Annotated in this window: 6 protein-coding genes; 2 read left to right on the top strand and 4 right to left on the bottom strand. The window is 74.6% G+C overall.

What is annotated here, in order from left to right; genetic code table 11:
- Positions 1 to 47: 47 nt before the first annotated feature.
- From CPE01_RS06290 to CPE01_RS06280, 3 genes are all read right to left on the bottom strand, one after another.
- Positions 48 to 734, bottom strand: a complete 687-nt coding sequence (locus tag CPE01_RS06290; protein ID WP_146805800.1) for an ABC transporter ATP-binding protein — start codon at positions 732 to 734, stop codon at positions 48 to 50.
- A gap of 117 nt (positions 735 to 851) precedes the next feature.
- Positions 852 to 1835 (bottom strand): hypothetical protein, encoded by a 984-nt coding sequence (locus CPE01_RS06285; protein ID WP_246783777.1) that lies wholly within the window; start codon positions 1833 to 1835, stop codon positions 852 to 854.
- Complete coding sequence (locus CPE01_RS06280) at positions 1832 to 2401, bottom strand: hypothetical protein (RefSeq protein WP_146805799.1); 570 nt, start codon at positions 2399 to 2401, stop codon at positions 1832 to 1834. The genes CPE01_RS06285 and CPE01_RS06280 overlap by 4 nt, the downstream gene beginning before the upstream one ends.
- 294 nt (positions 2402 to 2695) lie before the next feature.
- Between CPE01_RS06280 and CPE01_RS06275 the strand changes: the two genes are divergently transcribed.
- A complete protein-coding gene (locus CPE01_RS06275) occupies positions 2696 to 4183 on the top strand; it encodes a phytoene desaturase family protein (protein ID WP_246783776.1) in 1488 nt (495 codons plus the stop codon).
- 21 nt (positions 4184 to 4204) lie between these two features.
- Here the strand turns inward: CPE01_RS06275 and CPE01_RS06270 are convergent, their stop codons facing one another.
- Positions 4205 to 4462: a DUF4235 domain-containing protein gene (locus tag CPE01_RS06270; protein ID WP_146805797.1), complete on the bottom strand. Its 258-nt coding sequence runs from the start codon at positions 4460 to 4462 to the stop codon at positions 4205 to 4207.
- Positions 4463 to 4623: 161 nt separating this feature from the next.
- Here CPE01_RS06270 and CPE01_RS06265 point away from each other — a divergent pair, with 161 nt between their 5' ends.
- Positions 4624 to 14046 carry a DUF11 domain-containing protein gene (locus tag CPE01_RS06265; protein WP_146805796.1) on the top strand — a complete coding sequence of 3141 codons (9423 nt, stop codon included), beginning with the start codon at positions 4624 to 4626 and terminating at the stop codon, positions 14044 to 14046.
- Positions 14047 to 14054 lie beyond the last annotated feature (8 nt).

Here is a 14054-nt window from a genome sequence, read left to right as displayed (position 1 = left end):
CGTCAGCGACGAGGGTCGGCGGACGGACGTCCGCGCCGACGACGCGGTCAGCGGATGGACGTCCGCGTGGACGGGCGGGCGACGAGCCGGCCGTTCTTGAGCTCGACGACGCGGTCCGCGAGCTCGGCGAGCTCCAGGTCGTGCGTCGCGACGACGACCGCGATCCCCGCGTCGCGCGCGGTGGCGACGAGCAGCCCGAACAGCGCGAGCGCATGCCACGAGTCGAGGCCCGCGGTGGGGTCGTCGGCGAGGACCGCGCGCGGCTGGTGCACGAGCGCCCGCGCGACGGCGGTGCGCTGACGCTGCCCGACGGACACCGCGTCGGGCACGCGGTTGGCGCCCGCGCCGACGAACAGGCGCGCGAGCAGCTCGGCGGCGTGCTCGCGCGCGAGGTCGGCGGGGATCTGCATGCGCAGCAGCGGGAGCTCGACGTTCTCGACGAGCGTCAGCTCGGGCAGCAGCTCGTCGCCCGGGAACACGAGCCCGAGCGACCGCAGGCGCGTGGCCGCGAGCTCGTGCGGCTCGAGCCGGGCCAGGTCGACGCCGTCGAGGCGCACGCGTCCGGCGGTGGGCTTCGCGAGGCCGGCCAGGCACTGGAGCATCGTCGTGGTGCCGGACCGGGGCGGGCCGAGCAGCGCGACGGACTCGCCCTCGGCGACGTCGAGACTGGCGCCGAGCAGCTCGGCGGGGGATCCGGCGCGAGCGACGACGTCGCAGGCGGAGAGCACAGACATGGCGCCTCGCAGCGGTGCATGGGGAGTGCGGCGGTCAGCGGTTCGCGGGGGCAGGGGGCTACCCGCTTGCGTGGCATCCTGACGGGCGAATTGTGGCGATGCGTCCAACTTCAACGATTAGGGCGCCGTGGAAATGGTCCCAAATCGCCGCATATCACCCAGTCGGCGCGTCGGGGCCAGGCTCATGGGCACCGCGACAGCCGCCGCGGTGAGCACCCATGCCGAGTAGTCGAGCCCCAGGAACAGCCAGATGCTCGTGTGCATCACCGCCACCGCGAGCGCGAACAGCGCCCGCGTCCGCCGCCACACGAGCCACACCGGAGCGGTCAGCTCGAGCAGCAGCGCACCCGTGGCCAGCGCCCCGGCGAGCAGGCCGTGGTCCGCGACCCAGTGCGCGAGCCCCGTCGCCGGTGCCTGGCCGCCCTGCCGCAGGATCCACGACATGTTGTCGGAGAACGCCCAGTCGAACCCGGAGTGCCGCACCTTCTGCACGCCGGTCAGCCAGTACACGACCGCGAGCACCGTGAGCGCCGCCCGAGGCGGCCACCCGAACGCGACCGTGCGCTCGTCGTCCCGACCGCGCTGCGGCACGCGCGCGAACAGCAGGACGAAGCCGACCCACACGGTCAGCACGTCGTTGTGCATGACCTTGCCCGACGAGCCCCACAGCGCGCACAGCACCGCGTAGGCGGTCCACGCGACGACGAAGCCCAGCTGCGCGCGGCGCCGCGCGACGACCAGCCCGACCCCCGCCACCCCGACCACCGCGAGCGCGACGAGCACGCGGTCCGGCACGTGGGGCGGGAGCCAGGACACGAACGTGAGGCCGTCGGTCAGTGCCGCGGGCCGGTCGGCGACCGCGCTCCAGTCCCGCGCCACGAGCCGCAGCCCGATGACGAGCGCGACGAGCGTGTGCACCTCCAGCAGCCGGAAGCCCGGCCCGGGGGCGGTCAGACGCGCGTCGATGCCGCGCACGAACCGCGTCACGCGGCCCGGGTGCCTCACCTGCGCGGCGGCCGCCGTCGCGGGTTCCGTGCCGGTCGCGGCGGCGCCTGGCGGCGTGCTCGTCGCCGCGCGGCCCGGGGTGGGTGTCGGCGTCACAGCGGCACCTCCACGAGCCGCGTCGTGCTCCGGACGTGCCGCTCACGCGTGTCGGGGTCCATCGTCCACGCGGACCGGTCGACGGCCACCGCGACGAAGTCCTGCGGGTCGAGCCCGGCAAGCTCCAGCCACGCGACCGCCTCGGCGCGCTGCTGCCGCGGGGACTGGTCGCGCAGCTCGACGAGCTGGTGGCTCGTGGTCGCGAGGACCTGGTGCTCGGGGATCGGCACGGGGGTCTGGGTGCCGTCCGGCGCGATGGCGACGAGGCTCGTCGTCGCACCGTCCGCGGTGCGCATGGTGCTGAACAGGCGGAACGACGTCACCGGCCACGCCTCGATCTCGACAGCGGCCCCGAGCAGGATCACCGCGACCGCGCCCCACGTCACGACGCGCGCCACGCGGCGGTCCCGCCCGGCCGCACCGGCCGCGGCACCGTCGTCGCCTGCCTGGCCCGCAGCCTGCTCGTCGTCGACCGCAGCGCCCATCGCGTGCTCGTCGGACACCCCTGAGCCCGCCGTGTGCTCGTCGGCCGACGGCCCGCGCGAGGTCGCCCCCGTGTCCCCCATCGCTCCCCTGCCTCCTGCCGCGGGCGTGCGCCCCTCGGCGGCACTCTGCCAGACCCGGCCGGGCCTGCGGGCGCATCGTCACGACCTTCACACAACCCGGCGAACCCGCAGGCCAGCAGGCCTCGCCGGGACCACGCCCGCCGCCACGCACACCGCCGCGCACACCGCCGCGAGGACCGTGCGCCCGCTCGGGCCCACCGCTCGAGAACGCGGAGCGTCCGCTGGGTCGTGGGCGGGGTGGGGTGGGGCGGTGGTTGGATGGGCGCGGAGACGAGTCGACAGCCGGGAGGCAGGGTGCGGGGCCACGGCGAGGGGCACACGGAGGTCGTCGTCGTCGGCGCGGGACCCAACGGGCTCGCCGCGGCGGTGACGTGCGCACGCGCGGGGCTGCAGGTCACCGTGCTCGAGGCGCAGCCGACGTCCGGCGGTGGCGCGCGCACGCTCGACCTGGGCCTGGCCGACGGCATCGTGCACGACGTCTGCTCGGCGGTGCAGGCGATGGCGTGGGCGTCGCCGTTCTTCCGCGCGTTCGACCTGGGCGCGCGGGGGGTCGAGCTGCTGACGCCGGAGATCTCGTACGGGCAGCCGCTGCCCGACGGCCGGGCCGGCCTGGCGTACCGGGACCTGGACCGCACGGTCGACGAGCTCGGGGTCGACGGGCCGGCGTGGCGCTCGCTCGTCGGACGGCTCTCGGAGCACTGGCCGGACGTGGTGCGGGTCGCGCTCGGCGACAAGCGCAGCATCCCGCCGGGGCTGGTGCCGCGGGGTGTGCCGACCGCGGTCGCGTTCGGGCTCGCGGTGCTCGAGCAGGGCACGCGCGCGTGGGACCGGCGCTTCCAGGGGGACGTCGCACCGGCGCTGCTGACGGGTGTCGCGGCGCATGCGATCACGCCGCTGCCGTCGTTCGCGGCCGCGGGGACGGCGTTGCTGCTCGGCTCGCTCGCGCACGCGGGCGAGGGCTGGTCGATCCCCCGCGGGGGGTCGGGTGCGATCACCGACGCGCTGCGCGCGGACCTCGAGGCGCACGGCGGGACGGTGCTCACGGGCCGGCCGGTGCGCTCGGTCGCGGACCTGCCGCACGCGCACGCGTACCTGTTCGACACGACGCCGCGCACGGTCGTCGAGGTGCTCGGCGACGAGCTGCCCGCGCGTGCTCGGCGGGCGCTCGGGGACTTCAGGTACGGCGACGGCGCCGCGAAGGTCGACTTCGTGCTGTCCGGTCCGGTGCCGTGGACGCACCCGGAGCTCGCGCGTGCGGGCACGGTGCACGTGGGCGGGACGCGCGCGCAGATGGCGGCCGCGGAGGCGCAGGTCGCGGCGGGCAGGCACGCGGAGCGGCCGATGACGCTGGTGAGCGACCCGTCGGTGGTCGACGAGACGCGCGTCGTGGGCGGGCTGCGGCCGCTGTGGTCGTACGCGCACGTGCCCGCCGGTTCGGACGTGGACGTGACCGAGGCCGTCACGGCGCACATCGAGGAGTTCGCGCCGGGCTTCCGCGACGTCGTCGTCGCGAGCCGGTGCGTCCCGGCGTCGCAGATGTCGCGCCACAACCAGAACTACGTGGGCGGCGACATCTCGGCGGGTGCGGTCTCGATCCGGCAGATGTTCGCGCGGCCGACGATGCGCCCCGACCCGTACGCGACCGGGCGTGAGGGCGTGTACCTGTGCTCGTCGTCGACCCCGCCGGGGCCGGGCGTGCACGGGCTCGGCGGGTGGTTCGCGGCTCGTCGCGCCATGCGTGAGGTCTTCGGGATCACCGCGGTGCCCGACCTGCGGCCCTGATCAGGGCGAGCGCCGGGCCGGTCAGGAGCGCGCGGCGAGCTTCGCGGTGCCGCGCGTGGCGAACACGCGCGCGATGGAGACCGCGGCGCCGGTGAGCGCGGCCGCGACGACGATCTCGGCGAGCCCGGAGTCGCCCGGGTCCTCGGCCTTGGGCGGCTTGTGGCCGCGCGCGGCCTGCCAGGACTGGTTGACGACCTGGGTCGCGACGAAGGCGGCGAGGCCGGCCGCGGCCAGTCCGACGAGCTTCGCGAGGAGCGGGGTGGAGGGCTTGTCTGCCATGGTCGCCGACGCTACCGCGCACGTACGGGTGAACGCGCGCGGGGCCGAACATGAACATCTGTCCAACTGGCGGGACGGCCACCCCTCTCTTTGTGACAGTTCGTCGTGACAAGTCCGAAATGATGCCCTGACCTGGGTCGATGTGTCCCATACGCTCCGCGGTGACTACACCCCCGGAGGTCACCGTGCGTCACCGCAGCCCCAGCAGGGGCCTCGCCGCGCTGCTCAGCCTGGCTCTCGTCCTCGGCATGGGGGCGGTCGTCACGGTCGCCTCACCGCCCGCTCCCGCAGCCGCCGCCACCGGCACGCTGAGCCTCGACCACGACGCGACGCCGGCCACCGTGCTCGCGGGCGAGAACGCCCGGATCGCCCTCGAGGCGCGGCACGCCGGGGCGTCCGAGGACATCGCGTACAACGTGTCGTTCGTCGCGACGCTGCCCCCGGGTGCGACCTACGTCGCCGGTTCCGCGACGCCCGCCTCGGGCCCCGGCTCGCCGGGTGAGCCCCAGGCGACGAAGGTGACGCCGAACCCGGCCGACACCTCCACCGACTTCTGGGTCCTCGAGTGGTCCAACGTGACCGACGTGCCCGCCGGGGGCACGGCGACGCTCGGCTTCGAGCTCGCGCTCGACCCGGCCCGGTTCCCCGCGGGCAGCACGGTCGAGGTCCCGAGCCTCGTGCTCGGCAGCGACGACGAGCGCATGGTGCCCACGGTGACCCTCGGGACCACCGGCGTCTCGTCCGTCGCGAACGCGACCGTGGACGCGTCGGACACGGCCGTCACGCGCGTGTCGCCCGTCGAGATCACGAAGTCCGAGCCGTCGTCGGAGAGCGAGCTGCTGCGCGGCCTGCAGGACCAGCAGACGACGTACACGCTCACGGTGCGCGTCGCGCAGGCCGGCGCGCTCGAGGGCGTCGTGGTGCGGGACATGCTCCCGGCACCGCTGCAGTTCCTGGGCTGCGAGTCGGTGAGCACCGTCGACGGGTGCGCGCTGTTCGCGGGGCAGTCCGTGGTGTCGAGCCCGTCGGGGGCGATGACCGAGCTGCGCTGGGAGCTCGGGACGCTCCCTGCGGGCAGCACGACGACGATCCGCTACCGCGCCGCGGCGGGGTACCAGGCGCTGACCGAGACCGGGGCGTTCGACGGGACCTCCCTGCGCCAGAGCCCGTCCGGCACCGAGGCCGTGAACACCGCCACCGTGACCGGCACCTACGGGGGTGCCGTGCTCACCGCGGCGGACCGCGCCGTCGACGCGAGCACCCAGCACACGGTGCAGGTGCTGGACGTCGCGCTCGCCAAGTCCGCCGACACGGGCAGCTTCGCGGGCGGCAGCACCGTGCGCTACACCCTCGACGTGCGGGTCGGCCAGTACACGGACGCCTCGGCGATCGTCGTCACCGACACCCTGCCCGACGGCGTGTGCCTGTACCTGCCCGCCGGGTTCGCCGTCCCGGCGGGCTGGCCGGCGGACTGTGCGGGCCTGGACCGACGCCCGGTCTCGGGTGCGACGCTGCTCGGTGCGGACGTCCTGGGGGACGGCCGCACGACGCTGACGTTCGAGCTTCCCGACGTGCCGGCCAACGGGACCGCGCGCGTCACCTACGACGCGTACATGCGCGCGACCCACGCGGACGGCTCCCCGACCGCGACGGGTGAGACCTTCACGAACACCGCGGCCCTCAGCGCGACGACGAACCCGGTCGCCGGATCGCCCGAGACCGGCTCACGCCACGTGGCGAACGGCTCGTCGGCCGTGGTGGCCTCCGACGGCCCGACGCTCGTCAAGCAGGTCTGGCCCAACGCGTCCCGGTCGCCGATCGCCGGCCTGGCGTCCTGCCCCGACGTCACCAGCCCGCTGTGGTCGACGAGCGCCCAGCCCGTCGTGCGGCTCGGGGACCTCGTGTGCTTCCAGATCACGCTCCGGGCCCACAGCGGCGTCGCGCTGCGTGACGTCGCGCTGCGGGACTTCGTGCCCGTCGGCACCGAGTACGTCGACGCGGACGTCGTGGACACCTCGTCGTCGTTCGCGGTGACGCAGATCCCCGGGCAGCCCGCGTGGACGATCGGCGACACGATCGGCTCGTCGCGCTACCTGCCCGCGGGCGCCTCGGCGACGTTCCAGGTGCTCGCGCAGGTCACGGACACGAACCCGACCGGCAAGGACATCCTCGGCAACCTCGCGAAGATGCGCTGGCGGGACGCGGACAACCGGATCGCGGCGCAGCGCACGCAGGTCGACTTCGTGGTCGCCCCCGCGGCGCCGCTGTCGCTGACCAAGACCGTGACCGCGGCGAGCGGCACCTCGACGAGCCAGCGCGTCGGCGAGGGCGAGGTCGTGACCTACCGCCTGACCGTGCGGCAGGACGGCACGGCCGCCGACGCGAGCGACCACCCTGTGAGCTCGGTCGAGCTGTGGGACGCGCTGCCCAGCGGCTTCACGTGCGCGGACGTCGTCTCGGCCGTCACGTGCGCACCCGGGACGACGACGTCGACGACGGGCCGCAGCGTCGTCACGACCACGCTGCAGGGCGCGGCCCTGGGTGGGGACGCGGTGCTCACCGCGGGCGAGACCGCGACGTTCGACCTCCAGGTCCGCATCCCGTCGCCGCTGTCGATCGCGTCCTCGCACCGCAACGACGCCTCGGTCGTCGAGTACACGGTGCCCACGACCGACGGACGCCCGGGCGCCACGGAGGCGGTCTACCGGCCGAGCGACTCGCTCGCGGACCCGACCGACGGCAACGCACCCGCCGCGAACGCGTCGGCGACCGTCACGCTGCCGAACGCCGTGGTCGCCAAGAGGGTCAGCACGACGAGCGTCGTCGAGGCGGGCAACGACGAGCTGACGCAGGCGACGATCGGTGAGCGGGTCTCCTACGTCTACTCGATCGAGCTGCCCGCGAAGTCGTCGATCTTCCACGGCGTGCTGAGCGACGCGTTGCCCGGCGGAGGGCGGCTCACCGACCTGACCGTGCACTCGTCGGCCGCACCGGGGCTGACGACGACGGGCTTCTCGTCGGGCGACGGGGAGACCTGCACGCCCACGGGGACGACCGCGTGCGTCGACCAGACCACGGGCAGGCTGTCCCTGCCGCCCGTCGTGACGAACTCGACCGCGTCCGCGCAGACGTTCTCCGTGTCGGTCTCCGCGCGCGTGGCGAACGCCGGGGCGAACACGCACGCCTCGACGCTGGTCAACACCGCGACCCTGACCAGCCACCCGTCGGCCACGGCGACGACGCCCGTGACGCGCGGCACCGCCAGCGCGACGGTGAACGTGGTCCTGCCGGCGGTCACGCTCGTCAAGGCTCCGCTGAACGGCTCGAACGCGCCCGTCGACCCCCTGACCGTCGGGACCAGCCAGGTCGTGACGTACCGGCTCACGGCCGCGCAGTCGTCGAGCACGCGCCCGACGGCGCACGACGCGGTCGTCGTCGACTGCCTGCCCGTGGGGATGCTGCCGGTGACGCCGCTCCCGGCGGGCCTGACCACGCAGGACGGGACGGGCAGCCCGTGCGCCTCGACGCGCAAGCAGATCACGTGGGACCTCGGCGACCTCGCCGCGACGGGCGAGAGCGTCGTGGAGTACCAGGCGACCGTCCCGGCGGACTCCGCGGGTTCGAGCGCGCTCGTGAACACCGCGACCCTGACGGCGTCGACGATCGAGGACGGCGCGAACGGCACGACGACCGAGCGCTCGTTCACCGCGTCCGACACGGGCACGGTGCAGCTCGCGAGCCCGACGGGCACCAAGACCGCGGACGTCACGTGGGCGGTGCCGGGTCAGGTCGTGACCTACACGCTGACGTCGCGCCTGCCGGCCAACGCGAACTACTACGACTCCGCGGTGATCGACGTGCTGCCCGCGGGCGTCGAGCCCGACCTGACGAACGCGACCGTCACGTGCACGGGTGGCGACGCGACGTGGCAGGCGACGTGCGCCGGCACCCCGGTGTCGGCGACGTACACGGGCACGACGACGACGCGGGTCGTGTGGCCGCTCGGCGACCTGCCGGCGCTGACCAGCGAGCGCGTCGTGACGATCACGCTGCCCGCGACGATCGACCCCGCGGGCTCCACGGCGGCCGGCACCTCCACGACGAACGCGCACGGCATCGGGTGGTTCCAGACGGACGCGAGCCGGACGGTGACCACGACGACGACGTTCGACCGGGCGCCGACGCTCGGCACCGTGAGCGTCGCCGTCCGGGAGCCGCTGCTGACGGTGACCAAGACCGTCGACGACAGCACGCCCGAGCCCGGTCAGGTGTTCACCTACTCTGTCAAGGTCTCGTCGGCGACCGCCGCGAACCGCCAGGCCACGGCGTACGGCATCACGGTGACCGACACGGTGCCGGTCGGCGTCGAGCCGCTCGACGCGGACGGCGACCCCGTGGCGGACCTCGGCACGACGGCCTCCGGCGGCGCGTGGGACGCGACGACGCGACGGATCACCTGGACGCTCACCTCGCTCGCCGCGAGCGCGAGCTCGACGCTCGCGGTCCCCGCGATGATCGTCGACGCGGACGCGGTGACCGCGGCGACGCTGACGAACACGGCTCGGGTCGCCTCGTGGTCCTCGCTCGCGGCCGACGGGCGCTCCTACGGCCCGAGCACGCCGGCGACGGTCGACGTGACCCCGGTGTACCCGCGGGTGAACGCGACCAAGGCGCAGACGACGACGAACCCCGTGACGGTCGGTCAGGAGGTCTCGTACGCCGTGACCCTGACCAACGCGGGCGGCGGCACGGCGGCGTCGGTCGGGGTGACCGACACCCTGCCGGCGAGCTGGGAGTACGTGGCCGGGAGCGCGACGATCCAGGTCGGGTCGACCCCTGCGGTCGCCCTGGCCGACCCGTCGGGCACCGGCACCCTGGTGTGGTCCGACGTGCTGCCGAGCGGGGTGAGCCTGGCGCCCGGCGCCGAGGCCGTGCTGCGGTACGTCGCGACGCCGACCGCGGCCGCCGCCTCGTCCGCGGGCTCGGCCGCCGCCCACACGAACACGGTCGACGTGACGGGGGTGACGGACCGCCTCGGGGGTGACTCGTACGACGGCGGGACCGGCTCGTACCTCGGCACGGGTGGCTCGGCGACCGCGCGCATCCACGCGGCGGACCTGTCGGTGACGAAGACCGCCTCGACGTGGGTCGCCGGCTCGTCGACGAACACCTGGACCGTGCGGGTGACGAACGCCGGCCCCGACCCGGCGGTCGGCGTGGTCGTGCAGGACGTGCTGGGCACGCTTCCTGACGGCGTCTCGCTGGTGTCCGTCGCGGGCACGGGCTTCACGTGCGACGTCGACGCCGCCGCGGGCGAGGCGACCTGCACCCGGGGCACCGCGCTCGCGTCGGGCGCGTCCGCGACCCTCACGGTGACGATGAGCGTGGACTCCGGCGTCGCGGCGGGGACGCAGGTCGCGAACACGGCGACCGTCACGTCCGCGACGTTCGACCCGGACCCCGACGACAACGAGGCGAGCAGCACGGCGACGGTCACCACGGTCGCCGACCTCGAGCTGGTCAAGACGGGCCCGGCGTCCGTGGCTGCGGGTGCGCCGGCGACGTGGACCGTCACGGTGACGAACCGCGGACCGTCCGTCTCGCGCGCCACGGTCGCGGCGCCGGTCGTCGTGACGGACACGCTGCCGCAGGGGGTCACCGTCACGGACGTCTCGCCGGTGGGCGCGGTGTGTGACGAGCCCGACGGCACGGAGCTCACCTGCCGCCGGACGACCGACCTCGCGAGCGGGGCGTCGTTCCAGGTCCAGGTCACGGGCCGCCTCGACGCGGCGCTCGTCGCCGCCGACGGCCCGCTGGTGAACACCGCCGAGGTGGTCCCGGTGACCGGTCAGGGCGACGACACGTACGACGACGCGGACTCGACCAGCACGGCGATCGCGCACGCCGAGGACCTGCACATCACCAAGACGATCGCGCAGACGCTCGTCGCGGGCTCGACCGGCTCGTACGCGATCGCGGTCCGCAACGACGGCCCGTCGCTCGCGCGTGGCGTCGTCGTGACCGACGACCTGCCCACGGGCCTGACGTTCGCGGGCGGCGTCACCTCGACCGACGACTGGACGTGCACGGGCACGACGAGCGTCACGTGCGAGCTCGACGGCGTGCTCGGCGTCGGCACGTCCGCGGCGTCGTCGTTCACGTTCGACGTGACCGTCGCCGCGGGCCGCACGGGGACCATCCTCAACGAGGCCGTCGTCGGCTCGACGTGGCAGGCCGACCAGGACAGCGACGACGTGCAGACGGGGACGACCGTGCACGCCGACCTCGGCATCACCAAGTCGCACCCGGCCGGTGACGTGCGCGCGGGCGACGGCACGACCTTCACGATCGTCGTGACGAACCACGGCCCGTCCGACGCACCCGGCCCGATCACCGTGACCGACACGGTGCCCGCGGGTCTGCCGCTCGACGGTGCGCCGACGCCCGACGGCGGCTCGTGCACGGTCGGGGCGGCGACGTCCGGCGGTGCGCGTCCCGTGACGTGCACGCTCGCGACGGGCCTGGACGTGGACGACGAGTGGGAGATCGAGATCCCGGTGCTCGTGCCCGCGGACGCCGCCCCCGCGACGATCACGAACACCGCGACGGTCGCGGGTCCGCCCACGCTCGACGAGGACGACGACACGCACGCGAACACCGCGAGCGACGACGTCGTGGTCGTCCGCGCGGCCGACCTGTCGATCACGAAGACGCCCTCGGCCACCACGGTGGTCGCGGGTGACGACGACGGCGTGACGTACACGCTCGTCGTCGAGAACGCCGGACCCTCGGTGGCCGCGGCGACGACCGTCGTCGACACGCTGCCCGCGGCCCTGGCGCCGGTCTCGGCGTCGTCGACCGTCGGCACGTGCCAGATCGACGGCCAGGAGGTCAGCTGCGACCTCGGCGACCTGCTCGAGGCCGACGGCCCCGTGACGGTCACCGTCGAGGCGCGCGTACGCTCGGGCGTCGCGGACGGCGCGACCGTCACGAACACGGCCACGGTCTCGTCGACCACGCCCGACGTCGACGGCACCGGCCCGACGACGGACTCCGACGACGCGACGATCACGGTGGACACCGAGGCGACGCTCACGGTCACCAAGACCGCGACGAGCACGACGGTGCGGGCGGGCGAGACGATCGCGTACACGCTCGTCGTGCACGACGACGGGCCGTCCGACGTGCCCGGTCCCGTGACCGTCACCGACACGCTGCCGACGGGGCTGACGTTCGACTCGGCGTCCACCACGGGCTCGCCGGCGTGGGTGTGCGACGACGACGGCCAGGAGGTCACCTGCACGCTCGGTGACGGCACGGCCGGCCTGGTCGCGGGCGCCTCGGCCCCCACGCTGCGGCTCGTCGCGGTCGTCTCGGCCGCGGCCGAGCCGGGCACGGTGACGAACACCGCGTACGCGACCTCGACGCTGTCGGGCGACTCCGACCCCGACACCGCGGACGTCGACGTCACCACGTCCGCCGACCTGGGCCTGACCAAGACCCACACCGGCACCGCCGTCGCGGGTGAGCCGTTCGCGTGGACGCTCACCGTGACCAACGGCGGTCCGTCGGACTCGCGCGCCACCGCGGCCGACCCGATCGTCGTGCGGGACACGCTGCCCGTCGGCGTGACGTTCGACGACTCCGACCCGGTCACCGGCGGCGGCTTCACGTGCGTCGCGGGGACGCCGGTCACCGTCGGCGGGGACACGCACGAGGTCGTCGAGTGCACGCGCCCGACCACGCTCGCCGCGCTGGCGACCGCGTCGGTGACCGTGCCGGTGCTGCTCGACGCCGACCTGCACGGCACGGTCACGAACCGCGCCGTGGTCACCCCGAGCGGCCTGACGGCCCAGCCGGTCGTCGAGACGCTCGACGACGAGGCGACCGACGACGTGACCGTCACGGGCGTCGCGGACCTCGGGCTCGTCAAGGAGCTCGTCACCGACCCGGCGGACGTCGTCGCGGGCCACGCGATCGCGTGGCGGGTCGCGGTGACGAACCACGGCCCGTCCACGTCGCGCGCCGACGCGACGACGCCGATCGTCGTCGTCGACGAGCTGCCCGCGGGCGTGCAGGACGCGACCGCGTCCGGCGCCGGCTGGGTCTGCAGCACCGACGAGGGCACCGTGACCTGCGAGCGGGACACCGACCTGCTGGTCGGGGCCGCGCCGGTCATCACGGTGACGGCGAGGGTGCGCTCGAGCGCGACCGGTGACGTCGTCAACCTCGCGACCGTCCGGCCCGGGCTCTCGCCCCAGGTGGGTCCCGGTGCGGGCAGTGCCCAGACGGGCGACGAGCCGGACTCCGACGACGCGACGGCCACGCCGAGCGCGTCGGCGGACCTGCGGCTCGTCAAGAGCGTCCTGTCCGAGCCCGTCGCCGGTGGCACGGCCCGGTACCGGGTCGAGGTGACCAACCTCGGGCCGTCCGACGCGCGTGACGTCGTCGTGCACGACGAGCTGCCCGCGGGGCTGACGTTCGCCGCCGTGGTCGGCTCGTCGGCCGGCTCGTGGGCCTGCACGGGCACCACGGACGTCACGTGCACGCTCGACGCCCCGCTGCCGACCGGCGCGATCGCGACGCTCGACCTCGAGGTGGCCGTCGACCCGACGCTCACCGGGGACGTGGTCAACACCGCGACGGTCACGTCCTCGACGCCCGACCCCGAGCCCGCGGACAACACCGACAGCGTCACGTCCGGCACCACGGCGTACGCCGAGCTCTCCGTCGTGAAGACCCACACCGGCGACGCGCGCGTCGGCGGGACCCTGACGTACCACCTCGTCGTCGCCAACGCGGGGCCGTCGGCCGCGTCCGACGTGACCGTGCTCGACCAGGTGCCCGCGTCGCTGCAGGTCACGGCCGTCCGTGCGGACGACGCGACCTGGCGGTGCGTGATCGGCGAGGCGGCCGCGGACGGCACCCCCGTGCTGTGCACGACCGCCTCGCTGGCGCCCGGCACGACCGCGCCGACCATCGACATCGACGTGGTCGTCGGACCCGACGCCTTCCCGGGCGTCGTGAACGTCGTCGAGGTGCGCTCCTCGACGCCGGGCGCCGACGGCATCGTGATCTCGACGGACGACGACTCGATGGCGCTGGCCCCGCTCGTCGACCTGACGCTGGTCAAGACGTTCGACGGTGACGCGCTGCAGGTCGGCTCGACGGGCACGTTCGTGCTCACCGTGACCAACGCGGGACCCACCGCGGACCCCGGCCCGATCACGGTGACCGACGTGCTGCCCGCGGGGCTGACGTTCGACACCGCGAGCGGTGCGATGTGCGCGGCCGACGGCCAGGAGGTCACGTGCACGCTCGACGGGCTCGACGTGGGTGAGTCCGCCGAGGTCCGGCTGACCGTGCGCGTCGGCGCGGTCGGGGGCACGTCCGTGACCAACACGGCGTCCGTCACGAGCGGCACCGAGGACGTCGACACCGAGAACAACAGCGGGTCGGTGACCGTGCCCGTGCGCGGCAAGCCGCTGGCGACGACCGGCGTCGAGACGGGGCTGCTCGCCCTGCTCGCGATGTTCCTGCTCGCGGGCGGGACCGCCGCGGTCGTGCAGGCACGCCGCCGCTGACCCCGCGT

The sequence above is a fragment of the Cellulomonas persica genome (assembly GCF_007989825.1).
Lineage (GTDB): Bacteria > Actinomycetota > Actinomycetes > Actinomycetales > Cellulomonadaceae > Cellulomonas > Cellulomonas persica.
The sequence above is the reverse complement of the archived record's forward strand: the minus strand, read 5'-3'. Positions and strand labels throughout refer to the sequence as shown.

Coding starts and splice junctions, on each gene's coding strand:
- CPE01_RS06290 (WP_146805800.1), bottom strand. CDS start 734: ATGTCTGTGCTCTCCGCCTGCGACGTCGTCGCTCGCGCCGGATCCCCC.
- CPE01_RS06280 (WP_146805799.1), bottom strand. CDS start 2,401: ATGGGGGACACGGGGGCGACCTCGCGCGGGCCGTCGGCCGACGAGCAC.
- CPE01_RS06270 (WP_146805797.1), bottom strand. CDS start 4,462: ATGGCAGACAAGCCCTCCACCCCGCTCCTCGCGAAGCTCGTCGGACTG.